This window comes from Microbispora catharanthi (genome assembly GCF_006334915.2).
In the GTDB taxonomy this organism is placed as follows: domain Bacteria; phylum Actinomycetota; class Actinomycetes; order Streptosporangiales; family Streptosporangiaceae; genus Microbispora; species Microbispora catharanthi.
Map to the genome: position 1 here is coordinate 209,655 of NZ_VDMA02000009.1, position 23,796 is coordinate 233,450.

General features: G+C 71.8%; 20 protein-coding genes. 13 read left to right on the plus strand and 7 right to left on the minus strand.

Annotated elements, in window-relative coordinates; genetic code table 11:
• Positions 1 to 42 precede the first annotated feature (42 nt).
• Positions 43 to 1,236: an acetyl-CoA C-acetyltransferase gene (locus FH610_RS19230; RefSeq protein WP_139575890.1), complete on the plus strand. Its 1,194-nt coding sequence runs from the start codon at positions 43 to 45 to the stop codon at positions 1,234 to 1,236.
• Between the two features lie 12 nt (positions 1,237 to 1,248).
• On the plus strand, positions 1,249 to 2,271 hold the full coding sequence (gene meaB / locus FH610_RS19235) for a methylmalonyl Co-A mutase-associated GTPase MeaB (protein ID WP_205825888.1): 1,023 nt from the start codon (positions 1,249 to 1,251) through the stop codon (positions 2,269 to 2,271).
• A 95-nt stretch (positions 2,272 to 2,366) separates the two neighbouring features.
• Here meaB and FH610_RS19240 read toward each other — a convergent pair whose 3' ends face one another.
• Both FH610_RS19240 and FH610_RS19245 read right to left on the minus strand, forming a co-directional pair.
• The gene (locus FH610_RS19240; RefSeq protein WP_205825889.1) at positions 2,367 to 3,086 is read right to left on the minus strand and encodes a DUF4230 domain-containing protein; all 720 of its coding nucleotides are present in this window, start codon (positions 3,084 to 3,086) and stop codon (positions 2,367 to 2,369) included.
• Positions 3,087 to 3,240: 154 nt separating this feature from the next.
• Positions 3,241 to 5,301: a collagen-like domain-containing protein gene (locus FH610_RS19245; RefSeq protein WP_139575892.1), complete on the minus strand. Its 2,061-nt coding sequence runs from the start codon at positions 5,299 to 5,301 to the stop codon at positions 3,241 to 3,243.
• A gap of 377 nt (positions 5,302 to 5,678) precedes the next feature.
• Here FH610_RS19245 and FH610_RS19250 point away from each other — a divergent pair, with 377 nt between their 5' ends.
• Positions 5,679 to 6,224: a MarR family winged helix-turn-helix transcriptional regulator gene (locus FH610_RS19250; protein ID WP_139575893.1), complete on the plus strand. Its 546-nt coding sequence runs from the start codon at positions 5,679 to 5,681 to the stop codon at positions 6,222 to 6,224.
• 176 nt (positions 6,225 to 6,400) lie between these two features.
• On the opposite strand, the gene FH610_RS19255 is transcribed toward FH610_RS19250, so the two are convergent.
• Positions 6,401 to 8,134 carry a S8 family peptidase gene (locus tag FH610_RS19255; RefSeq protein ID WP_167538741.1) on the minus strand — a complete coding sequence of 578 codons (1,734 nt, stop codon included), beginning with the start codon at positions 8,132 to 8,134 and terminating at the stop codon, positions 6,401 to 6,403.
• A gap of 196 nt (positions 8,135 to 8,330) precedes the next feature.
• Here FH610_RS19255 and FH610_RS19260 point away from each other — a divergent pair, with 196 nt between their 5' ends.
• On the plus strand, positions 8,331 to 10,013 hold the full coding sequence (locus tag FH610_RS19260; protein ID WP_139575895.1) for a coenzyme B12-dependent isobutyryl-CoA mutase large subunit: 1,683 nt from the start codon (positions 8,331 to 8,333) through the stop codon (positions 10,011 to 10,013).
• A 25-nt stretch (positions 10,014 to 10,038) separates the two neighbouring features.
• Here FH610_RS19260 and FH610_RS19265 read toward each other — a convergent pair whose 3' ends face one another.
• A complete protein-coding gene (locus FH610_RS19265; RefSeq protein ID WP_139575896.1) occupies positions 10,039 to 11,424 on the minus strand; it encodes a pyridoxal phosphate-dependent decarboxylase family protein in 1,386 nt (461 codons plus the stop codon).
• Between the two features lie 66 nt (positions 11,425 to 11,490).
• Here FH610_RS19265 and FH610_RS19270 point away from each other — a divergent pair, with 66 nt between their 5' ends.
• Entirely contained in the window at positions 11,491 to 11,958 is a 468-nt protein-coding gene (locus FH610_RS19270; protein ID WP_139575897.1) for an Lrp/AsnC family transcriptional regulator, read from the plus strand.
• Positions 11,959 to 11,977: 19 nt separating this feature from the next.
• On the opposite strand, the gene FH610_RS19275 is transcribed toward FH610_RS19270, so the two are convergent.
• Positions 11,978 to 12,484 (minus strand): DinB family protein, encoded by a 507-nt coding sequence (locus FH610_RS19275; RefSeq protein ID WP_139575898.1) that lies wholly within the window; start codon positions 12,482 to 12,484, stop codon positions 11,978 to 11,980.
• A gap of 129 nt (positions 12,485 to 12,613) precedes the next feature.
• On the opposite strand from FH610_RS19275, the gene FH610_RS19280 reads away from it, so the two are divergent.
• From FH610_RS19280 to FH610_RS19290, 3 genes are all read left to right on the plus strand, one after another.
• The gene (locus FH610_RS19280) at positions 12,614 to 13,528 is read left to right on the plus strand and encodes a tetratricopeptide repeat protein (RefSeq protein ID WP_139575899.1); all 915 of its coding nucleotides are present in this window, start codon (positions 12,614 to 12,616) and stop codon (positions 13,526 to 13,528) included.
• Between the two features lie 245 nt (positions 13,529 to 13,773).
• The gene (locus tag FH610_RS19285; RefSeq protein WP_139575900.1) at positions 13,774 to 15,183 is read left to right on the plus strand and encodes an NAD-dependent malic enzyme; all 1,410 of its coding nucleotides are present in this window, start codon (positions 13,774 to 13,776) and stop codon (positions 15,181 to 15,183) included.
• Between the two features lie 101 nt (positions 15,184 to 15,284).
• The gene (locus FH610_RS19290) at positions 15,285 to 15,860 is read left to right on the plus strand and encodes a YqgE/AlgH family protein (RefSeq protein WP_139575901.1); all 576 of its coding nucleotides are present in this window, start codon (positions 15,285 to 15,287) and stop codon (positions 15,858 to 15,860) included.
• Between the two features lie 106 nt (positions 15,861 to 15,966).
• On the opposite strand, the gene FH610_RS19295 is transcribed toward FH610_RS19290, so the two are convergent.
• Positions 15,967 to 17,370 carry a cellulase family glycosylhydrolase gene (locus FH610_RS19295; RefSeq protein ID WP_139575902.1) on the minus strand — a complete coding sequence of 468 codons (1,404 nt, stop codon included), beginning with the start codon at positions 17,368 to 17,370 and terminating at the stop codon, positions 15,967 to 15,969.
• 261 nt (positions 17,371 to 17,631) lie between these two features.
• On the opposite strand from FH610_RS19295, the gene FH610_RS19300 reads away from it, so the two are divergent.
• Positions 17,632 to 18,624 carry a leucine-rich repeat domain-containing protein gene (locus tag FH610_RS19300; protein ID WP_205825890.1) on the plus strand — a complete coding sequence of 331 codons (993 nt, stop codon included), beginning with the start codon at positions 17,632 to 17,634 and terminating at the stop codon, positions 18,622 to 18,624.
• 15 nt (positions 18,625 to 18,639) lie between these two features.
• Here the strand turns inward: FH610_RS19300 and FH610_RS19305 are convergent, their stop codons facing one another.
• Positions 18,640 to 19,281, minus strand: a complete 642-nt coding sequence (locus FH610_RS19305; RefSeq protein WP_161628031.1) for a TetR family transcriptional regulator — start codon at positions 19,279 to 19,281, stop codon at positions 18,640 to 18,642.
• A gap of 135 nt (positions 19,282 to 19,416) precedes the next feature.
• On the opposite strand from FH610_RS19305, the gene FH610_RS19310 reads away from it, so the two are divergent.
• The 4 genes from FH610_RS19310 (at position 19,417) to FH610_RS19325 (ending at position 23,774) form a co-directional block, all read left to right on the plus strand.
• Positions 19,417 to 20,982 (plus strand): DHA2 family efflux MFS transporter permease subunit, encoded by a 1,566-nt coding sequence (locus FH610_RS19310; protein ID WP_139575904.1) that lies wholly within the window; start codon positions 19,417 to 19,419, stop codon positions 20,980 to 20,982.
• Positions 20,983 to 21,068: 86 nt separating this feature from the next.
• Positions 21,069 to 21,329 (plus strand): DUF3039 domain-containing protein, encoded by a 261-nt coding sequence (locus FH610_RS19315; RefSeq protein ID WP_030510937.1) that lies wholly within the window; start codon positions 21,069 to 21,071, stop codon positions 21,327 to 21,329.
• Positions 21,330 to 21,400: 71 nt separating this feature from the next.
• Complete coding sequence (locus FH610_RS19320; RefSeq protein ID WP_240809059.1) at positions 21,401 to 22,723, plus strand: zinc metalloprotease; 1,323 nt, start codon at positions 21,401 to 21,403, stop codon at positions 22,721 to 22,723.
• Between the two features lie 151 nt (positions 22,724 to 22,874).
• Positions 22,875 to 23,774 carry a hypothetical protein gene (locus FH610_RS19325; protein WP_139575906.1) on the plus strand — a complete coding sequence of 300 codons (900 nt, stop codon included), beginning with the start codon at positions 22,875 to 22,877 and terminating at the stop codon, positions 23,772 to 23,774.
• Positions 23,775 to 23,796: the final 22 nt, after the last annotated feature.

The window sequence follows — 23,796 nt, forward strand, 5'->3', positions numbered from 1 at the left end:
TATGGTGACACCGTCGCCCCGATCTCGTAGTGGAGGGTCTCAATGTCTGGTTCCGTCATCGTCGCCGGAGCACGTACACCGATCGGACGGCTCCTCGGCTCGCTCTCCGACCTGTCCGCCGTCGAGCTGGGCGGGATCGCGATCAAAGCGGCGCTGGAGCGGGCGGGCGTCTCCCCGGACCAGGTCCAGTACGTGATCATGGGGCAGGTGCTCCAGGCCGGGGCGGGTCAGATTCCCTCGCGCCAGGCGGCGGTGAAGGCCGGCATCCCCATGACCGTGCCCTCCCTCACCATCAACAAGGTCTGCCTGTCGGGCCTCGACGCGATCGCGCTGGCCGACCAGCTCATCCGCGCGGGCGAGTTCGACATCGTCGTCGCGGGCGGCATGGAGTCGATGACCAACGCGCCGCACCTGCTGCCGGGTCTGCGCAAGGGCGTGAAGTACGGCAGCGCCGGGATCCTGGACGCGATGGCCTACGACGGCCTCACCGACGCGTTCGACCAGATCGCGATGGGGGAGTCCACCGAGCGCCACAACGCCAGGCTCGGCCTGACCCGGGAGGAGCAGGACGAGTTCTCGGCGCGGTCGCACCAGCGCGCCGCCGAGGCCACCGAGAAGGGCCTGTTCGACGACGAGATCGTCCCGGTGCCGCTGCCGCAGCGCAAGGGTGACCCGGTGCTGTTCTCCGCCGACGAGGGCATCCGCAAGGACACCACGGCCGAGGCCCTGGCGAAGCTGCGCCCGGCGTTCACCAAGGACGGCACCATCACGGCCGGATCGGCCTCGCAGATCTCCGACGGCGCCGTCGCCGTGGTCGTCATGTCGAAGGCCAAGGCCGAGGAGCTGGGCCTCGAATGGCTGGCCGAGATCGGCGCGCACGGCAACGTGGCCGGACCGGACAACTCGCTGCAGTCCCAGCCCGCCAACGCCATCACGCAGGCGCTGGCCAAGCAGGGGCTGACCGTCGACGACCTCGACCTGCTGGAGATCAACGAGGCGTTCGCCCAGGTCGTGCTGCAGTCGGCGAAGGAGCTCGGCGTCCCGCTCGACAAGGTCAACGTCAACGGCGGCGGCATCGCGCTCGGCCACCCCATCGGCGCGTCCGGCGCCCGGATCGTGCTGACGCTGGCCCACGAGCTGAAGAGGCGCGGCGGCGGCCTCGGCGCGGCCGGCCTGTGCGGCGGTGGCGGCCAGGGCGACGCGCTGATCATCCGGGTTCCCGCGCCCGGCGCCTGATCGGAGCCGCAGGTGGACGTCCGTGAGCTTGTCGGTCAGGCGCGACAGGGACGGCCGCGCGCCGTGGCGCGACTGATCTCGCTGGTGGAGAACGCCGTCGAACACGCCGAGAACGCCGCGAACGCCGCGCAGGCCGCCGGTTCCGCCGGGGGAGACCCGGCGGCGCCCGCGGCGGCGAGCCGTACGCTGCGCGAGGCGATGGCCGAGCTCGCCACCGGGGCCGCCCGGCCGCACCCCGCCAGGGTCATCGGCCTGACCGGCTCTCCCGGCGTCGGCAAGTCGACCTCGACCGGCATGCTCATCCGGGCGTTCCGCAGGCGCGGCAGCACGGTGGGGGTGCTGGCGGTCGACCCGTCCAGCCCCTTCACCGGCGGCGCCCTGCTCGGCGACCGCGTCCGCATGCAGGACCACGCGACCGACCCCGGCGTCTTCATCCGCAGCATGTCGAGCCGGGGGCACCTGGGCGGGCTCGCGTGGGCCACGCCGCAGGCGCTGCGCGTGCTGGAGGCCGCCGGGTGCGACGTGATCCTCGTCGAGACGGTCGGCGTCGGGCAGGCCGAGGTGGAGATCGCCCGCCTGGCCGACACGACCGTCGTCATCCTCGCGCCGGGCATGGGCGACGGCGTGCAGGCCGCCAAGGCGGGCATCCTCGAGGTCGCCGACGTGCTGGTGGTGAACAAGGCCGACCGCGATGGCGTTCAGACGACCGTGCGGGAGCTGCGGAACATGACGGGCCTCGTCGAGACGCCGTGGCGCCCTCCGATCGTCACGACCGTCGCCTCCAAGGGCGAGGGCGCGGACGACCTGCTGGCCGCGCTGGACAAGCACCAGGCATACCTGGAGGAGTCCGGCGAGGCCCGCAGGCGGCGGCTGGCCAGGGCCCGGGACGAGATCGAGGCCATCGCGCTGGCCCAGCTACGGTCGCGCTTCGCCGTGCTCCACGGTGACCGCCTCGACGCGCTCGCCGAGCGGCTGCTCGCCGCGGAGACCGACCCCTACGCCGCCGCCGACGACCTCATCGCCGCACTGCGCTGAAGTATTCGGGCTGAAGTATTCGGGCTGAGGTGCCGGGCCGAGGTGCCGGGCCGAGCCCCGGCCCGTACGGCTCTCGCATCGCGGCGGCCGACGGGTCAGGGCTCGCCGTTGTACTTGACCTTGATCGTCGTGAAGCCGAGGGACTTCAGCATGCCCTCCATCATGGCCTTGGCGTTCTGGTCGGCCCGGGAGCGCAGGTCACTGGCGGTGGCCGCGTCGGCGATCTTGCTTTCGGCCAGCACGTAGAGCTCCTGCTGGTTCTGCGGCGAGGACGACAGGAAGTCGGAGATCCGGTCGAAGATGCCCCGCTCCTGCGCGAACACGTACGACCGCTTGTTGTCGAGGTTGGGCTTTTCCAGCTCTGCGTGCGGCAGCCGCACCGTCACCGCCGTGCGGTCGGGGGAGACGGTGAAGGCGTCCTTGGGCAGCGTGGAGAAGTCCACGTAGGCGTCCACGGTGCCGGCGCCCACGAAGAGCGTGCGGGAGCCCTTGATCGCGTCTGGGAGGAACTTCGCGTCCTTCTCCAGGTCGACGATGACCTGGAAGTCGCCGGTCGCGGCCTCGAAGCGGCTCAGGTTCTGCACCGACCGGAGCAGCGCGGGGCCGCTGCGGTCGATGGTCTGCTCGCCGAGCGGGTTGAGCCAGGACCAGGTCAACCGGGCGCCGACCACGAGCAGCAGGATCACGAACAGCAGGCCGGCGAGCACCCGCCAGCCGCGCCGGGAGCGGGGTGCGGGGGCCCCGGCGCTCGCCGTGGCGTCGGTGGCGGCGCCGGCGTCGGCCGGCGCGAACGAGGGACGAGTCTGACGGTCCACGGGGAGAATCTTCCCGGTATTCCCGCGATCTCACGTTCGACAAGATCAGTTCTGTCTACAGGCCATGCTTCGGTCCTCCCAAACCAGTCTTTCGTCCGGACCGATGGCCGGACGGCCTCCGCCGCCACGCTCACGCCCCGGCGCGGGGCGCGGACTATGCGGCGGGGGCCAGAAGCGTGCCGGGTACGCCCGCCACGCCGGGGTCGTCCTGGGGGCTCGCGTCGCGGGCGTCGGCGTCGTCCGTGGCAGGCCGGGCGGGGTCCGTGCGACCACCGGCCCGGTCGCCGTCACGGTCGCCGTCACGATCGACGACTCGACCGCCGTCACGTCCCCCGGGGCGGGCGGTGTGTCCGGGGCGCCCGTCGTGCCCGTTCCGGCCGGGAACCGTGCCGCCGGACCGCGGACGGCCGGGCCGGTGGTCCTGGACAGGTGAGGGGCTCGCGCCGACGCCGCCGGGCCGTTCCTGCGCGCCGCGCGCACCGGGCCTTTCCTGTGTTCCGGGCCTTTCCTGTGTTCCGGGCGCACCGGGCCTTTCCCGTGTTCCGGGCCGGTCCGGGGATGCGGCGTCACCGGGCCTGCCGGTCCTTCCGGGCCGCCAGGGGTGCGGCGACCGTCCCGGGCCGGGGGCCCAGGGGTCGCCTCTCCGGGCGCCTTCGCCGTTCGGCGTGTCCCACGGACCCGGGTAACCCGGGCGGCCCGTCGGCCCCTGACCCATCGGCCCCTGACCCATCGGGCCCTGACCCGCCGGATCCTGGCCGGCGGCGCTCGCGGCGGGAGACGGCCATGCCGGGGCGGCCGGACTCGGGCCGGTCCATCCCGGACCGGTCTCGCCGCGCGGGTCCGTGCCTTGCTCCCAGCCGGGGTCGGGGCCGGTCGGCATGCCGGTGGCGACGACCGCACCCGGAGGAGACGGCTCGACCGGATAGCCCGGCGCGTACGCGGGAGTGGGGTTCACCGGATAACCCGACGCGACGGGGTCGGCGGGCCGGGTGCCGCCGCCGAAGTGCTTGGCCTGCAGGCCGCAGGAGACGAAGTCGGAGTAGAACATGCGCAGCCAGTCGCGGCGCTGGCCGTCGCTCAGTTCGGAGAACCAGATGGCCGCCTCGCGGTGCTCGCGCAACGGTCCGCCGGGCAGCGAGACATCCCGCAGCCAGGCGACGACGATGGCCCGGTAGCCCGCGGCCACGGTTCCCGGGCAGGGGCGGGCCAGGCGGTCGAGGAACTCGGTGGCCGCCCGCTGGGCGTACCCGGACCCGAGGTCGTCGATGTGGACGACGACCACTCCTCGCCCCGCCGGGTCCTCCTCGCCGTGTGCCCGTTGCTCGACCCTCTTGAAGGCGGCCGGCGTGCCGTCCAGCTTTATCGCGAGCCTGGTGAACACGCTGGCGAGCTCGGCCAGGCCCCCGCGCAGCGCCGGATGCACGCAGACGCTGATCGGCCATTCCTGGCAGACGAGGCGTTCGCTCACCGTCATCGTCCGCGGCACGGTGACGAGCCGGGCCGCGCCGGTCCCGGCGGCCAGCACGGCGATCACCGCGGCGGCCAGCGCCAGCGTCCGCCGGGTCACCAGGGCCACCCATCCGAGGAGCAGCGCGGTGCTGAGACCCAGCAGCCACAGCGTCTGGTCCGCGTAGGCGGTCTCGCTGACGCCGGAGAGCAGGTCGTACGGCTCCCCGGTGGCGGGCGCGAGCCGGTCGCCCCAGTTGGGCCCGGTGGCCAGCCAGGTGAACAGCCCGAACGTGCCGGCTCCCGCGATCAGCGGGACGACGACGACCGGCACGAGCCAGCCGAGGATCCAGCCGACCACGACGTACAGCCCCAGCCCGGCGACGGACATCGCGAGACCGCCGGGCAGCAGCGGCCCGCCCTGCCCGGTCAGCGCGGCGCGCAGCCCGAGCAGCAGCACGGTGGCCCCGAAGGAGCCGGTGACGACCGCGATGATCGACAGCGGCGCCCTGGCGGCCCGCCACGGCGTCAGGACACGGCCCTTTTCCGCGCGGCGCCTGCGGAGCGCGACCCAGGCCGCGAACGCGGCTCCGAGCGGCCCCGTCAGGCGCAGCGAGCCGATGACGGCCGCCACTATGTCGTCCCAGTCCATGAAACCGGGAATGAGGACGCTCCACGCGGCGACGAGCGCGAGCACGAACAGCACGGTCGCCGCGACCAGCGCGCCGTGTCTCAGCTCACCGCGTGAACCGCCCCTATGCTCACCCACAGCGGGGCGCGGCCCCCGGCCACGCCGCCGAAGTCCGGCGCGCATGCGGCGCCGGGACAGCGATGCTGTCCATTGAGAATCTCCCCCGTGTCTGTGTGAGCGGTGCGCGAACCCACGCCGTTCCCCGTGGCGCTGGTTCGCCGGTCGGCCTCGCCTCGCCCGCTGTCGGACGCGTCCCCCGCGGACCCCCGTCCGCGAGACGTCCTCTAGCAGACGGGGTTCCCCGTGCCGCCGGGTTTGCCGCCGCCTCACCTTTCGACGTGGCAACCATAACGGAGCGTGACCCGTACGGGGGGAGTTCTGGGGTCAAGGAATGAATCCGGTTACGCTCGGTGCGCCGGTCGATCTTGGCGGGCGTCGCGCTACCGTATATCGCTGTGTCCGTTCCGCCCAGCTCAGAGCCACCGCCCACGGGTGGCCCCCGGCCGCTCAAGCTCCCGTTCGACCCGATCGAGCGGGCTGCCGAGACCTGGCGTTCGACGTTCGGGCCGTCGTCCGCCATGGCCGCCGTCACTTCGATCATGAGAGCCCATCAGATCCTGCTGGCGCAACTGGACACGCTGCTCAAGCCGTACGACCTGACCTTCGCCAGGTATGAGGCGCTCGTGCTGCTCACGTTCAGCCGGGCCGGTTCGCTGCCGCTGTCGAAGATCGGCGAGCGGCTGATGGTGCACCCGACGAGTGTGACCAACACCGTGGACCGCCTCGAACGGGCCGGCCTGGTCCGCCGCATGCGCAACCCGCGGGACGGCCGCGGTGTGCTCGCCGAGATCACCGACGAGGGCCGCGACATCGTGCGGCGGGCCACGGCCGACCTGATGAACGCGGGTTTCTGCCTGGGCATGTACGACGACGCCGAGCTGGACGAGATGTTCGGCCTGCTCAGGACCCTGCGCGTCGCCGCGGGCGACTTCAGCTCCTGACGCGGCCCTGCGCCGGCATCCCGAACGAGCCCCGGACGAGGGCCGGCAGTTCGGGCGCGGCCGAATTCTCCTCCAGCGCGGCGCGGTCCTCGCCTGTCTCGGCGGTTCGTGATCCGCGCCGCCCGGGTGGGCCGGTGGCGCACTATCACACGGGGTGCGCCACCGGCGAGCGTGTATCAGTGGCCGACGGCGCGCAGGGCGTCGACGATGCCCCTGCCGTAGAAGCCGTTGTTGTCGGCGGCGCCCTCACAGGTGTGCGTGGCGGTCGCCGTGGTGCCGTCCGGCAGGTGGCGGGTGTAGGTGTAGGCGGGCGGGTTCGGGCAGGCCGTCCTGGTGGCCGTGCCCTTGAGGATCGCCTCCACCTTGTCGGGGTCCAGCGTCAGGCCGCCGTGGGCGCGGTCGTGCTTGCCGTACCGGCTGACGATCAGCGCCGCGACGCCGGCCGCGCGCGGTGAGGCCATCGAGGTGCCCTGCAGGTACTGGTAGTAGGCGCAGGCCGAGCCCTTGCAGTCCTTCACCACATACGGCACCGTCGGGTCGCCGTTCTCGTCGATCTCGCCGTTGGCGACGGCGAGCGCCTTGGGATAGGCCGAGAGCGTCGCCTTGGTGATGTCCCTCGTGTCGCCGGGGGTGTCGTAGACGTCGCCGCCGGGCGAGGCCACGTCGATGTAGCCGTTGCCGTAGCTGGAGTAGTAGGCCTTCCGCTTGCTGATGCCGGTGGAGGACACCGAGATCACGTGCTCGGCCTCGGCCGGCAGCGAGACGCAGGACGCGGGGACGGTCCGGGTCCTGACCGCCTGGCCCGGGAAGCCGGCATAGTCGGGGCTGACCGCGTCGACGTTGGTCTTGGTGTAGTCGATCGCCTCGTTGCCGGCCGCGCTGACGAGCGTCACACCGTGCGCGTGCGCGTAGTCGATCGCCCGCTGGGTGGCGGCGATGTAGAGCCGCTGCTGCGCCTGCTCCTCGGGGCTGTCGGCCGGGTTGTCGGCGCAGTTGAACAGCCACGGGTCGATGTAGTAGCTCATGTTGACCACGTCGACGCCGATGTCGCCCGCGTACGTGAGGGCGTCGACGGTCGGCTGGAGGAAGAAGTAGCCCGAGTCCTGGCCGGCCCGCAGGTTCACGATCGTCACCTTGGGTGCGACGCCCGAGATGCCCAGCTTGTTGATGGGTGAGGCGATCGACGAGGCGACGTGGGTGCCGTGGCCGTCCTCGTCCACGTCGTTCGGGTCGGTGCAGGACCCGTCGGGGTCGTCCTCGCACTTCCCGTCGATGTTGTCGCCGTTGGCGTCCGCGGGCACGTCGACCGTGAAGTTGCGGCTCAGCCCGCGGTCGAAGTTGGGCGCGATGTCGGGGTGCGAGCCGTCGACGCCGGTGTCGAGGATGCCGACGAGGACGCCCTTGTCCCCCTGCTCGAACCTGTGGGCCTGGTCCGCGTGGATCTGACGCATGTCCCACTGCAGGCCGGCGAGCGGCTCGTCCTTGACGTCGCGGCCCCACTTGGGGCCCGTGGCGCCGCCCCGGCCCTCCTTCTCCACGGCCTTGCTCTTGGCCGCCTTCGCAACGGCCTTCCGTGCTGCGGCGGACGCCTTCGCGTCGTCCGGCACGCTGCCGATCACTCGGTTGCGGGTGACACCTTCGATGGCCGCGGCACCCTGCAGGGCGGCCGCGAAGTCGGCATTGGTGGTGCTGACCGTGGCCAGTCCGACCTCGGTGTTCACCTTGATCACGCTGCCGCCCGCCGCTTCGATCGCCTTCTGGGCGTCCGCGGCGGCCGCGCCTTCCTTGTACAGGACCACGTATTCGGTCTGGGCCGCCGACCCGGCGGCCGCTGGTTCGGCCTGCGCGGGTGTGACGAGGGTTGCCGCCACCATCGCCGCGGTCGCGGCGACGACTGTCAAGCGCTTCACATCCACCTCCGTGTGGACTTCGAGGGCGCTGACCATGGTTGAAGATTTCCTCGCTCTGTCAAAGGTCCGTGACAATTCGCGACCAACGTGTGACATGAGTGCGGGGAGGCGGCCGGTCGGCCGGGGGAGCGGTGGTGGCCGAATTTATTAGGACGTCCTAGTATTTTCTCGGAGAGTGAGACCCGGGGAGGGGTACATGAAGCCGGATGCGACGAGCGCCGAGGCGACGGAGGCGGGCAGGGCCCGCTGGCAGGCGCGGTACGACGCCGCCTTCAAACGGGACCGCGAGTTCCGGACCCTGTCGGGGCTGGAGGTGGACCCCGTCTACGGGCCGCCCGGGGAGGACCCCAGGTTCGAGCGCATCGGCTGGCCGGGCGAGTTCCCCTTCACCCGCGGCCTGTACGCCACCGGCTACCGCGGCCGTCCCTGGACCATCAGGCAGTTCGCCGGGTTCGGCAACGCCAGGCAGACCAACGAGCGCTACAAGATGATCCTCGGCGCCGGGGGCGGCGGCCTGTCGGTGGCGTTCGACATGCCGACGCTGATGGGCCGCGACTCCGACGACCCCCGCTCGCTCGGCGAGGTGGGCCACTGCGGCGTGGCGATCGACTCGGCCCTCGACATGGACCTGCTGTTCGACGGCATCCCGCTCGGCGAGGTCACCACGTCGATGACGATCAGCGGGCCCGCCGTGCCGATCTTCTGCATGTACGTGGTCGCGGCCGAGCGGCAGGGCGTGCCGGTGGGGAAGCTCAACGGCACGCTCCAGACGGACATCTTCAAGGAGTACATCGCGCAGAAGGAGTGGCTGTTCGCACCCGAGCCGCACCTGCGGCTGATCGGCGACCTGATGGAGTTCTGCGCCGCCGAGATCCCCGCGTACAAGCCGCTGTCTGTGTCGGGCTACCACATCCGCGAGGCGGGGGCCACGGCCGCGCAGGAGCTGGCCTTCACGCTCGCCGACGGCTTCGGCTACGTCGAGCTGGGCCTGTCGCGCGGGCTCGACGTGGACGTGTTCGCGCCGGGCCTGTCGTTCTTCTTCGACGCGCACATCGACTTCTTCGAGGAGATCGCGAAGTTCCGCGCCGCGCGGCGCATCTGGGCCCGCTGGATGCGCGACGTGTACGGCGCGCGCACGGAGAAGGCGCAGTGGCTGCGCTTCCACACCCAGACGGCGGGGGTGTCGCTGACCGCGCAGCAGCCGGACAACAACGTCGTCCGCACCGCGATCGAGGCGCTGGCGGCCGTGCTGGGCGGCACCAACTCGCTGCACACCAACGCGCTGGACGAGGTGCTCGCGCTGCCGTCGGAGAAGGCCGCCGAGATCGCGCTGCGCACCCAGCAGGTGATCATGGAGGAGACGGAGGTCGTCAACGTCGTCGACCCGCTGGGCGGCTCCTGGTACGTCGAGGCGCTGACCGACCGGCTGGAGGCCGAGGCGGAGAGGACCTTCGCGAGGATCCGGGAGATGGGCGGCGACGGCACGATGACCGCCGGCATCCTGCGGGGCATCGAGGACGGCTGGTTCATGTCGGAGATCGCCGAGTCGGCCTTCGACTACCAGCGCAAGCTGGAGAAGGGCGACAAGCGGATCGTCGGCGTGAACTGCCACACCTCGACCGTGGAGCAGCCGCTGGAGATCCTGCGGATCAGCCACGAGGTCGAGGTCGAGCAGCGCAGGGTGCTGGCCGAGCGGCGCGCCGCGCGGGACCAGGGGGCCGTCGACGCGGCGCTGGCCGCCCTGCGGGCCGCGTCCAAGGGCGACGACAACATGATCCCGCCCATGCTGGAGGCCGTACGGGCCGAGGCCACGCTGGGCGAGATCTGCGACGTCCTGCGCGAGGAGTGGGGCACCTACTCCGAGCCCGCCGCTTTCTAAAGTCCGGCCAGGGCGGTTTCCAGAGTCAGGACAGGGCGGAGACGCGGTCGAGGAGGGCTTCGAGGGTCTTGTCGTCGGTGGCCGGGGCCATGACCGTCACCCGCAGGTGGCGGACGCCCCCGAGCTCGGCCGAGGTCAGATGGAAGGAGCCCTCCTCCAGCAGGGTCTCGCGAATGGCGGCCTGGTCCCCGTCGCCGTACCGGAAGCAGACGATGTTGCTCTCCGGCTCGTACGGGCAGTGGAAGCCGGGCCGTTCGCGGGCCAGTTCCCAGAAACGGCGCGCGGTGGCGTACCGCCGCGCCACGTGCTCGCCGAGGCCGCGCTCACCCCGCCAGGCCAGGTTGAGGAAGACCTTCAGCCCGAGCGCGGCCTTGGTGCACTCCACGGTCCTGCCGATCAGGTCGAACCCCTGGTCGCCGTAGAACAGGTAGCTGGCCCGCTGCCGGAACGCGGCGTCCAGGTCGCCCTCGCGCCGGACGAGCACGGCCGCCACGAGGCCCGAGGTGCGCAGCATCTTGTGCGCGTCCCAGATGACGGAATCGGCCAGCTCGACGCCGTCGAGCAGGTGGCGGTGCTCGTCGCTGAGCAGCGCCGACGCGCCGTGCGCGCCGTCCACGTGGAACCACAGGCCGTGCTCGGCGCAGAACTCGCCGATGGGCCGCAGGTCGTCGTACAGGCCGGTGCCGGTGGCGCAGGCGGCCGCGACCAGGGCCATCGGCCGGCGGCCGGCCCGCCGCGCCCGGTCGAGCCCCTCGGCCAGCCGGGCCGCGTCGATCCTGCCCAGGTCGTCCACGTCGAGCGGCACGACCGCGCGCTCGCCGAGACCGAGGATCGCCGCCGCCCGGGTGATCGAGTAGTGCGCCGACGGCGGCGCGAGGACGGCGAGATCGCCGGGCACGCCCTCGGTCCACGCGTCCGGCGCGGCGGCGGCCCGCGCGGCGAGCAGCGCGGTCAGGTTGGCCAGCGACCCGCCGTGGGTGAGCACGCCGCCGCCCTCGGGGAAGCCGACCTTGCCGAGCATCCAGCGCAGCACCTCGAACTCGACGGTCGCCGCCGCGGCGCCCATCTCGTAGATCGCCATGGGGTTGTTGATCGCGCCATGGACGAAGTCGGCCAGCGCGGCGGGGAAGTCGGGCGCGGCCGTCTGGTGGGCGAGGTAGGCCGGATGATGCAGCCGCGTGCTCTCCGCGAGATAGGTGTCGAGCCACTCCCGGTAGCTCTCCGGGGTCATGCCGCCCTCCCGGATCCAGCCGGCGAGCCCGAGCCGCCCGGCCAGTTCCCCGGGCGGCCTGCGGCGGATCACCGGCGCCGCCCCGTCCTGGCTCTCCCGGACGTACGCGGCGAGGCCCTGCACGGTCGCCTCCGCGGCGTGGACGAAGTCGTCGATGTCCCAGGCGTGATTCGGCGTCATACCGCGATGATGGTCGTTGCGGATGACCATCCGCCATAGACGCCGAATCGACGAGGGGAAGAAGGCGTGAGCGCCGAACTGGATTCGACCGACAGGAAGATCCTGGAGCTGCTGCAGAAGGACGCGCGGCTGCCCAACAAGGATCTCGCCGAGCAGGTCGGCGTCGCCCCCTCCACCGCTCTCGAACGCGTGCGGTCGCTGCGCCGGCGCGGCCTGATCACGGCCTTCCGCGCGGAGGTCGACACCCAGGCGCTCGGACGGCCGCTGGAGGCCCTGCTGGCGCTGCGCGTGCGGCCCCACACGAGCCAGCTGGTGGACCCGCTGCGGGCGTTCGTGCTCGGGCTCCCCGAGACGATCGCGCTGTTCCACGTGGCCGGCCCGCAGGACTTCCTTGTGCACGTCGCGGTGCCCGACGCCGATCACCTGCACCGACTGGTCCTCGAGCGCATCCTGGTCCGCCCGGAGATCGTCCATCTGGAGACGACGCTGATCTTCCGGACCGAGCGCAGGACCGTCCAGGGCCCGGTCGGCTGAAGGGCGGGGACGGTCGGTCTCAGACGCCCACGGTCCCGTCGACGCCCTCGCGCAGGAAGTCGGCGTGGCCGTTGTGCCGGGCGTACTCGTGGATCATGTGCAGCATCACCAGCCGCAGCGAGACCTCCTCATCCCACCGGGACTGGTAGGCGGTGACGTCGAGCGACTCCGCCGCGCGCTCGATCCTGCGGGAGTGCTCGACCTCCGCCTGCCAGGCGGCGAACGCCTCCGCGCCGGTGGACCCGCTCGGGTCGTACGCCGCCTGGTAGTCGCCCTCCTCCGACCAGACGAGCGGCACGTCCTCCTTGCCGATCACGCGGCGGAACCACGCGCGCTCGACCTCGGCCATGTGCCTGACCAGGCCGAGCAGCGTGAGCGTCGACGGGGGCATGGACCTGCGGCGCAGCTCCTCGTCCGTCAGGCCGTCGCACTTCAGCGCGAGCGTGGCCCGGTGGTAGTCGAGGAACGCCCGCAGCATCTCGCGCTCACCGGCGACAGTCGGCGGGCCGATGCGTTCCACTGCCATGTCCTGCTCCCTCCATATGGCGTTTTGTGCGTCGTTCACCCTACGGCGGGCGCCGGTCCGCCTCGATCGCCGGAGGAAGGCGGCGGGGATCGCACGGATCACGCGGGCGGGTACGGCAGGATTGGGGGTATGGCAGCGGAGTTCTCTCGACCTGGATCGCTCTACGGCGCCGTGGACCTCGGCGCGCGCAAGCAGGCACTCGAGGCCCAGGCGCGGCGTGAGGCCGCCGGGCCGTCCGGAGCCGCCCCGGCGGACGTCATCGAGGTGACCTCGGCCACCTTCAACGCCGACGTGGTGGAGCGCTCCCTGAGCGTTCCCGTGATCGTCGAGGCGACGGTGACCAGGGCCGAGCAGGTCCGGCAGTTCAGCGGCGTTATGGAGAAGCTGGCCGCGGAGGCGGCGGGCGCGTGGGTGCTGGCGAGGGTGGACGTGGAGGCCGACCCGCAGCTCGCCCAGGCGCTGCGGATGCGCACCGTGCCCACCGTCTATCTGGCCTTCCAGGGGCAGCTCATGCCCCTGTTCGAGGGCCCGTTGCCGGAGTCGCAGCTCCGGCAGGCGTTGGCGCAGGTGTTCGAGCAGCTCGGCATGGAGCCGGCCGCGCCGGGCGAGGACCAGCCCGCCGAGCCGCCGCTCGACCCCGAGCTCCTGGCGGCCGAGCAGGCCGTGGAGAAGGGCGACCTGGACGCCGCGGCCGCGGCGTACGAGCGCCTGCTGGCGAGGTCGCCGTCGGACGAGGGCGCGAAGATCGGCCTCGCGGGGGTCGGGCTGCTGCGGCGCACGCAGGACCTCGATCCGGCCGACGTGCTGCGCCGGGCCGCCGCGAACACCGACGACGTGGACGTGCAGACGCAGGCCGCCGACCTGGAGATGGTGAACGGCCAGGTGGACGAGGCGTTCGACCGGCTCGTCGCGCTCGTGCGGCGCACCCGGGGCGCCGACAGGGACAAGGCGCGCGTCCACCTGCTGGGGCTGTTCGACGCGCTGCCCGCAGACGACCCGTCCGTGACGCGGGCGCGCAGGGCGCTGGCCAGCGCGCTTTTCTGACCGGTTCCCGCCCGCGCCCGCCCGTGCCCGCCCGGCCCCTGGGGCACGGCGGCGCGCGGGCCGGGCACGGCGCGTGGCGGAACAGCACGGGCACGGGCTGAAACACCCCGCCGGGGATGGCACGATGGATAGCACCCATGAGCCGTCCAGCCGGATGCGCGAGCGTGGCCGCCACGCGGAGGCCGCGCCCCACTGGAGCAGCCGGGAGAGCACGGCCAGGCATCACCGCAAAGGAGCGGATAGACGTGGCCACCGTGCCCAGCGTGTCCTACTCGATCACCGTGCGCCTCGAGGTGCCCGCAGGGGGCAAGGCGGTCAGCCTGCTCACCCACGCGGTGGAGAACGCGGGCGGCGTGGTGACCGCCCTCGACGTGACCAACGCCGGTCACGAGAAGCTCCGCATCGACGTGACGTGCGCGGCCAAGGACGCCGACCACGTGCAGGCGATCGTGGACAGCCTCGGCGCGGTCGAGGGTGTCGCGATCCACAAGGTCTCCGACCGGACCTTCCTCATGCACCTCGGCGGCAAGATCGAGATGCAGTCGAAGGTCCCCCTACGTAACCGCGACGAGCTGTCGATGGCGTACACCCCGGGGGTGGCGCGGGTCAGCCTGGCGATCGCGCGCAACCCCGAGGACGCCCGGCGCCTCACGATCAAGCGGAACTCGGTCGCCGTCGTCACCGACGGCTCGGCCGTCCTCGGCCTCGGCAACATCGGCCCCGCCGCGGCACTGCCGGTGATGGAGGGCAAGGCCGCCCTGTTCAAGCGGTTCGCCGGCATCGACGCCTGGCCCATCTGCCTCGACACGCAGGACGTGGACGAGATCGTCGCGACCGTGCGGGCCATCGCGCCGGGCTTCGGCGGCATCAACCTGGAGGACATCTCGGCGCCGCGCTGCTTCGAGGTGGAGCGCCGGCTGCGTGAGCTGCTCGACATCCCGGTCTTCCACGACGACCAGCACGGCACCGCCATCTGCGTGCTCGCCGCGCTGACCAACGCGCTGAAGGTCGTCGGCAAGGAGCTTTCCGAGGTGCGGATCGCGATGGCCGGCGCCGGCGCGGCCGGCACCGCCGTCCTGCGCCTGCTGATGGCGGCCGGGGCGAGGAACGTCGTCGTCTGCGACTACCGCGGGGCGGTGCACCTCGGCCGCGACGACCTCGACGACTCGCTGCGGTGGATCGCCGAGCACACCAACAGCGAGGGGTACGGCGGCGACCTGCGCGGCGCGGTCAAGGGCGCCGACGTCTTCATCGGCGTCTCCGCGCCGGGGATCCTGACCGGGGACGACGTCGCCGCCATGGCGAAGGACGCGGTGGTGTTCGCGCTGGCCAACCCCGAGCCGGAGGTCTCCCCTGACGACGCCCGCGAGCACGCGGCGGTCGTGGCCACGGGCCGGTCGGACTACCCCAACCAGATCAACAACGTGCTGGCGTTCCCGGGCGTGTTCCGCGGCCTGCTCGACGCCCAGGCGGACGGCGTCACGCCGGAGATGCTCCTCGCGGCGGCCCGCGCGCTGGCCGCGGTCGTGACGAGCGAGGAGCTCGGTCCCAACTACATCATTCCCAGCGTCTTCCACCCCGACGTGGCCAACGCGGTGGCGGCGGCCGTACGAGAGTCGGCCGGGGGCAAGGCGCGCGGCTTCACCGAGGCATGATCGGCACCCGATCGGTGACGTCGTCGTCACGATAAGTAATATGACGCGGCAAACCGGGGTCGGCGTACACGAATCCGCAATCCTCCCTCATGATGGGATGTATGGCGGAGGCGATCTACGTCGGCGGGTTGCTTGTAGCGACGCCACTGCTCGACGACCCCAACTTCCGGCGTAGCGTGGTGCTCGTCCTGGAGCACGACGAGGACGGCGGCACTTTGGGTGTGGTGCTCAACCGGCCCAGCGAGATCGCCGTGACCCAGGTCTTACCATCCTGGGACGCCCTGGTCACGGGTCCTCCGGTGCTGTTCGAGGGGGGCCCGGTGCAGACGGACAGCGCGCTCGCGCTCGCCGTCGTGCTCAGCGGCGAGGAGCCGCTGGGCTGGCGCCGGCTGCAGGGCAGGGCGGCGGTCTCGCGCCTCGGCACGGTGGACCTCGACGCGCCCCCGGAGATCCTGGCGGGGGAGATCTCCCAGATGCGGATCTTCGCGGGCTACGCGGGCTGGACCGGGGGACAGCTCGAGAACGAGCTCCAGGAGGGCGCCTGGTACGTCGTGGACTCCGAGCCGGGGGACACCTTCCACCCGAACCCGGCCACGCTGTGGCGCACCGTGCTGCGCAGGCAGAAGGGGGACCTCGCACTGGTCGCCACCTTCCCCGACGACCCCCTGCTCAACTGATCCCCCCGGCACGCCCCGCCCGGGCCGCGCGGTGACAGGCGGTGACAGGCGGTGACAGGCGGAGGCCGGGCGCGGGGAGCGCGCCCGGCCATATGGGTGAGGCGTCTCAGCTCGCGGTGCAGCTCACCGCCGGCACCGCGTTGGTGCCGTTCCAGGAGCCGAGGAACCCGAACGAGGTGGACGCTCCGGCGCCGAGGCCGCCGTTGTAGCTCACGTTCTTGGCGGTGATCGACGATCCGCTCGACGTCACCGTGGCGTTCCACGCCTGGGTGATCGTCTGGCCGTTGTCGTACGTCCAGGTCACGGTCCAGCCGGAGACGGCGCTGGAGCCGGCCTTGACGGTCACCTCGCCCTGGAAGCCGCCGCCCCACTGGTTGGCGACCTTGTACGTCGCCGAGCAGCCCTTGGCGCCGCCGCTCGGGGACGGGCTGGGGCTCGGGCTCGGGGACGCGCTCGGCGAGGCGCTGGGGGACGCGGACGGGCTGGGGGAGGCGGACGGGCTGGCCGACGGGCTCACCGGCGGCTGGCCGCTGTAGATCGTCGCCTCCTTGGCGGTCGGCTTGACGCCGTTGGCGCCGTTGAAGAGCCGCTGGCCCCAGGAGGTGAGCTGGTTGACGTTGAAGTTCGTGACCTGGTCCAGGTATTCGACGCCGCCGCCGTTGCCGCTCCACGACCAGCCGAGGTAGCCGACGCCCCGCGACTGAGCCTGCGACATGATCGTGTCCTCGTCGGGGTCGCCGTCCGAGTGCATGTTGCCGAACTCGCCGATCACCAGCGGCAGGCCGGCGGTCTGGAACGCCTGGAGGTAGCCGGTGACCTCGGCCGCCGTGTCGAAGACGCCGTACATGTGGATCGAGAAGACGGTGTTCTTCTGGGGGTCGCTGTCGAAGACCGATGCGGCGTTGTCGCGCATGACGAACTGCCAGTCCTGGCCCCAGTTCGGCGCGTCGACCATCAGCAGGTGCTGGAAGCCGGCCGCCCGCATCCTGCTGATCGCGCTCTTGGTCGCGCTGGTCCAGGCGGACGGGTTGTTGTTGCCGTACGGCTCGTTGCCGATGTTGATGACGACGTAGTTCTCCTGGCCGGTCAGCACGCTCTTGAGGCCGACCCAGTAGTCGACCGCCTGGTCGAGCGTGTACGCGCCGCTCTGCTCGCCGTAGCCGGTGGTGTCGTGGTTCTCGAGCACGCAGATTAACCGGTTCTGCTTGCACAGGGAGATGACGTTGGCGACGTCGCTCGCCGAGTTGGCCGTCCAGCGGCCGCCGCTCAGCACGACGCGGACGGTGTTCGCGCTCAGGGACTTGATGTTCGCGAACGAGCTCGTCTGGCTCGGATACCAGGTGTGGGCGTGGCTGGTGCCCCGCATGATGAACTGGTTTCCGTTGGCTTCGAGCACCTTCGTGCCGCTGACATGGAGTCCGGTGGCGGCCTGCGCGGTCTGGGTCGTCGCGACCACTGACATCAGGAGGACGAGGAGGGCCGCGCCCGCGGCGATGAAACGTGTTCTCATTCTGTACCTCGGGTGGGGGGATTCGGCGCCGATGGAAGCGCCGCACGCACCATAGGCAGGGGGAGCCGGGACCGTACAGGAGACGGCTCTCGCACGCGCACCGACGGGCACGCCCCTACTGAACCGGTTCGGCAGCGCGTGCCATCGGACCAGCGCGATCTCCGGTCGCGGGCCCTCACCTGGGCCGCGTCATCCCGATGAAACGTTCACCGATCGGCCGCTGTGCGGGGCGTGCGGAGGCCGTCTGTAGAGTCGGCTGCCATGCCCGATCTCAGCGTGCCCGAACCGCATTGGGCGCCCCCGGGCGCCGTACGGTTCGCCGGCGGCGTGCCCGTCGCCCTGGTGGCGCCCGGTGCGGGGCTGCCGTCGCTGCCCGCGGCCGTGGGCGACATGACGACGCTGCGCCACATCGACCTCGACGGGAACGCGCTCACGACGCTGCCCGGCTGGATCGGGGGCCTGGAGCGGCTGCGGGTCCTGCTGCTCTACGGCAACCGGATCACGGCCCTCCCGCCCGGACTGGGCCGCCTCGCCTCACTCGAACACCTCAGTGCCGGGCGCAACGCCCTGACCGCGGTGCCGGACGCACTGTGGGGGCTGAGCCGACTGCGGTCGCTCAACCTGGCGGAGAACGAGATCGCCGACCTTCCTCCCGGCCTCGGCCGCCTTCGCGAGCTGCGCATGCTCGACCTGGGGCACAACCGGCTGCGCGAGGTGCCCGCGGAGATCGGCGACCTGCCCCGTCTCACGGACTACCTCTACCTGAGCGACAACGGGTTCACGTCGGTGCCCGCCTCGCTGGGGCGGCTCGACCGGCTCGGCTATCTCAACCTGGCGGAGAACCGGCTGGCCGCGCTGCCCGCGTCGATCGGCGGCATGACCGGCCTGCACGAGCTGCGGGCCCACGACAACCGGCTGACCACGCTGCCGGAGACGATCGGGCGCCTGACCGGGCTGCGCGAGCTGCACCTCAGGAACAACCGCCTCGTCGCGCTGCCCGAGGCGATCGGAGGGCTGCGCGCGCTGCGCCACCTGGACCTGCGCGGCAACCCCCTGGAACGGCTGCCCGGCTCCGTCGTGCGCCTGACGGAGCTGACCCACCTCGACCTGCGGGCGACCCGCCTCTCCACGCTGCCCGGCGGGCTCGCGGAGCTGCCGCGGCTGGAGAAGCTCGACCTGCGCTGGATCAAGTTCGACGAGGTCCCCGCCTGCGTCCGCCCGCTGCGTGAGCGCGGCTGCGTCGTCCTGCTGTGAGGACGCGCCGAGGTGTCAGCGCGGGGCTGAGGCGGGCTCGGCCGCCCCGGAGCGTACGGGCTGGTCCCAGCCGGGACACAGGGATCGCTCGGCCAGCGCGAGCAGGTCCTCCAGCCGCCGGGCCAGTACGGCGGGGTCCTGCGTGCGCTCGTCGAAGCAGGCGAGGGCCACGCTGACGAAGACGGCCACGATGAACTGCGGCTGCAGGTCGCACGGGTCCGCTCCCAGCCTGCGGGCCACCTCGGCGACCAGCTTGCGCTCGTTCTCCTTGACCAGCCGCATGGTCCCCGCGAGCAGGGCGGGCGTGGAGTGCACGACCTTCTGGCAACGCAGGTACCTGCCTGCCTCCGTCTCATCCGCCTCTCGTAGGATCTGGAGCAACGAGCGCATCGCCTGGCACAGGGCCGTGAACGGCGACTCCGACTCGGGGCGGGAAGCCAGCTCCGCGAGGAGCATCCGCTGCTCGTCGGCGGTCAGCGAGAGCGCCACGTCCTCCTTGGAGGCGAAGTACCGGAAGAACGTCCTGGGCGAGACCTCCACCTCGGCGGCGATCTGGTCGATGGTCGTCGCCTCGTAGCCCCTGGTGAGGAAGAGGTCGAGGGCCGCGTCGATCAGAGCGTCCCGCGTCCGCTGCTTCTTGCGTTCGCGTAGACCCACGGCGGTCACCTCCTCGAAACTGTCGGTTCACAAACTCTCAGATGTCACCGTATGTCGGATAAAAGGATTTGTCATCTGTCATCGACTGACATAAATTACTGCCGGTCGACACAGTGGTGCTAAGGGGGAATCTCCATGACTCAAGCCGTATCGGTGGACGCCGACGCGCCTCCAGGACGAGGCCAGGGGCATCCATGGCTCACGCTGCTCGCCGTCTCGCTCGGCGTCATCATGGTCATGCTCGACGGCACGGTCGTGGCGATCGCGAACCCGGTGATCCAGGTCGAACTGAAGGCGTCGCTGTCCGACCTGCAGTGGGTGACCAGCGGTTACCTGCTCGCGCTGGCGGTCTTCCTGATCACCGCGGGCAAGCTCGGCGACATCTTCGGGCACAAGCGGGTGTTCCTGATCGGTGTCGCCGGCTTCGCGCTGACCTCGCTCGCCATCGGCCTGTCGTCCTCGGTGGGCGTGTTGATCGCGCTGCGCGTGCTGCAGGGCCTGTTCGGCGCGCTGCTCCAGCCCGCCGCGCTCGCGTTGCTCCGCTCGGCCTTCCCCGGTGAGAAGCTGAACATGGCGATGGGCGCCTGGGGAGCGATCATCGGCCTGTCGAGCGCGGCCGGCCCGATCGTCGGCGGCCTCCTGGTGGAGAACGTGAGCTGGCAGTCCGTGTTCTTCATCAACGTGCCGGTGGGCGCGGCGGCCCTGGCCTTCGGGCTGTGGACGCTGCGGGAGAGCAAGGCGCAGACGCTGTCCAAGGTCGACTGGCTCGGCGTTGTGCTGCTGACCTGGGTGATGTTCGATCTGGTGTGGGCCATCATCAAGGCTCCCGAGTTGGGCTGGGGCGACGCCCAGACGATCCTCTTCCTCGCGGGCGCCGTGGTGTTCGGGGCCGTGTTCCTGTTCTGGCAGTCGAAGGCGCGCGAGCCGCTGCTGCCGCTGAGCCTGTTCCGCAACGCCTCGGTCTCGATCGGGACCGTCCTCATGGTCCTCATGTCGTTCGCGATGTTCGGCGCGATGTTCTTCCTCACGTTCTTCTTCCAGGGCGTGCACGGGCTCACGCCGCTCGACTCCGGTCTGCGGATGCTGCCCATGAGCGCCGGCATGATCGTCGCCTCGCCCGTCGCGGGCATGCTCATCGGCAAGCTCGGTCCGAAGATCACCATCGCGGGCGGCATGGTGATCAGCGCCTTCGCGATGTTCCTCATGTCGCGGCTCAGCGTCGAGGCCGCCTTCGCCGACAGCGCGATCCCGTTCGTGCTGCTCGCGTTCGGCCTGTCGCCGGTGTTCGTCGGCGCCACCGAGATCATCGTGGGCAACGCGCCGGAGGAGCTGAGCGGCGTCGCAGGCGGCGTGCAGAACTCCGCGATGCAGGTCGGCGGCGCCCTCGGCACCGCCATCCTGGGCGCGGTCGTGTCCGCGAAGGTGGCCGACGTGCTGCCCGGATACCTCGGCCCGGTGGCGCAGGGCGTCAAGCCCGCGGAGATGGCGGGGCTGAAGGCCCTGGCCTCGGTGGGCCAGGCCCCGCCCGGGCTCCCGGCCCAGGTGGCCAAGACGTTCTCCGACGCGGCGCACCTGTCCTTCATGGACGGCCTGCACCTCGGCTTCATCGTGAGCACGGCGGTCGCCCTCGTCGCGGCGGCCCTGGCCCTGTTCGTCAAGGCCGGCCGCAAGACCGAGGGCGCCCCGGTCCACATGGGCTGACGCCAGGCCTGTTCCGTACGGCCCCCGCCACCCCGGCGGGGGCCGTACGCGCGTCCGGGCCGCAGGTGCCTGCTCGCTCAGTAGACTTGGTATCCGTGAGCGGCACGAAGATTCTTCCCGAGAGCGACGTAACACCCCGGCTCTCGCACGGCGACGGTGACCACGAGCGCTTCTCGCACTTCGCCGACAAGAACAAGATCACTGAGAGCTACGTGACCGGCGCGCCGGTGCGGGCCCTGTGCGGCAAGGTCTGGGTGCCCAGCCGCGACCCGAAGAAGTACCCGGTCTGCCCGGAGTGCAAGGAGATCTACGAGGGGTTGCCCAAGGGCGAGCCCTCCGGCGAGTGAGTGTCGATACGGGATCATCGCCCCCCCGACGGCTAGGGTCTGCCTTCTGACCAGCCGTATCGGGGGAACGAATGGTTCGGCGACCCATCGCCGTCTTCCTTGCATGCCTTTACGCGCTGGGCGGCGCCTGCGCCGCCCCGGCGTCCGCCGGCTCCCGGGCGACCGGTGGTCTCGCCGGCGCCGGACCGCGCGAATCGCCGGCCTCCAGGCCGGACGCCTGCCTCGCCCACCACGCCGTTCCGCGGCGCCGGCACGGCCTGGGCGCGCTCACGCACGCCCTGGAGCCGCGTGAGCCGGGGCCGGACGAGGTCGCCCGGATGGCGGCCGACCTGGCCCGCAGGATCGGCACAGCGCAGCCGAGAGCAACAGCCCAGCCGGGAGAAACCGCCCAGCCGGGGGTCACAGCGCAGCCGGGGGTCACGGCGCAGCCCGGAGTCGCCCCGCGGCCCGGGGGCACGGCGCGGCCGGGGAGCGGTGCGAACGACCGGCGGAGCGTTCCCCGGGCCGTCGAGCGGATCACCGTTCCGGTGTGGGTGCACATCATCAGGGACCACGCGCTCGGCCTGCCCGACGCCGCCGTCTCCCGGCAGATCGCGGTGCTGAACACCGCCTACTCCGGCGGGTACGGCGGGGCCGACACCGGCGTGCGCTTCGAGCTCAAGGGCATCACCCACACCGACAACCGGAGCTGGTTCCGCGACCCCCTCGGCTACGAGGAGCCGATGAAGAAGAAGCTGCGGGTCGGGGGTCCCGAGACGCTCAACCTGTACATCGCGCAGCTGAGCCGGCTCGTGCTCGGCTACTCCACCTATCCGTACTGGTACGACGACGAGCCCGTGCTGGACGGCGTCGTGATCGACTGGCGGAGCGTCCCCGGCGGCCCGCTGCGCGACTTCGCCAGAGGCTTCACGGCCGTGCACGAGATCGGCCACTGGCTGGGCCTGCTGCACACCTTCGAGAACGGCTGCAAGGCCCCGGGCGACTCGGTGGACGACACTCCCGCCGAGGCGTACCCGACGAACGGCTGCCCCTCCAAGAAGGACACCTGCCCCGCCCCGGGTGGCGACCCGACGCACAACTTCATGGACTACGCCCAGGACCGCTGCATGCGCGAGTTCACCGCGGGCCAGGGCGTGCGCGTCCACCAGATGTGGGACGCCTATCGCCGCCCCGCGCCGCAGGGAGCCGACGCGGGGCTGCAGAAAGCCGCCGCCGCCGGGCTTCATGGGGTCGCCGCGGACGCCGCGGACAGCACGGGCGGCCCCACCGGCACCACCGGCACCACGAACGGCATCATGAACGACCCCGTGCCGAGCCTCGCCGCACAGGGCCCTGAGGGCCCGGCCGACGACATACAGGGCGACGAGGAATCGTCAGGAGGAACAGGGCGATGACGAATCGGCCGGAGCCGTTGACGTCGCGGCGCGGGTGTGAGTAACTCCACAGCAGCGTTCATGGTCACGAAGCTTCGCGCCCGGTCCTGAGCGCCGAAGTCGCTCGCCGGTTCCGTCCCACGCGCCCGGCCAGGCCGCCCGGGGAGGCTTTGTGGATGACCAGTGGATGCGCCGGGTCTGGCCCCCCGCCGAGGAGGGGTCCCCGCCGTCCAAGGAGGGCCTCACCCGCCCGTACGGCGCCCCGGGCGGGTCGCCGCGGTCGTCCACGCCGCCGGCGTCCCCCCAGTGGCCCACACGGCCGTACGGCGGCCGTGAGCCGGACCGGAACCCCGCAGAGGAGAGCCTCACCGGCCTGTACGGCGCGCCGGTCTCCGAACGGCGGCAGGCCGACCGCCCGGTCTGGCCCTCGCTGGGCCTGGAGTCCCCGGAGCCCGAGGACGACCTGCCCCCGTCGGCTCGCCGCTACCGTGCGCCCGAGACGCCTCCCCGCCCGATGCCGCGGTGGCTGCGGCGCCTTCTCGTCGGCGGCCTCGCGCTGGTCTGCTCGGCCGCCGTCATCGGCGCGGTGGTCGTCACGGTCCTGCACCGGGCCGAGGGCACGCCCCCCACGGTGATCGACGACCAGATCGCCGGGGTCTCCTACACGCTGCCGCCGGAGTGGCGGGAGGGCGTGGTCGCGCCCGTGACCGGCTTCACCTCCGTCGCCGCGCGCGGGGACAGCGCCACGGTCATGGCCCGCTCCGGCGACCGGGTGGACCCGCCCAACCTGCGTTCTGCGGTCATCGACCTGAGCGATCTCTACGCGCAGTTGCTGCTGCACGGGGACAAGGTCGAGGTGCTGGACGACCGCGCGGTGACCGTCGGCGGGCGGCCGGGTCACACGCGGGCCGTACGCGCCGAGTACACCGACGTGGTGAACGAGCCCGCCTTCATGCGGGTGACCCTGCTGACCCGGCCGGACGGCGGCAGCACGGTCCTGCTCGGGCTGGCCCATCCCGACCGCCCCCAGTCGCGCGCGGAGATCGAGGGCCTGATGTGGGGAGCCCGCTGAGCCGCGCGTGCTCCGCTCCTCC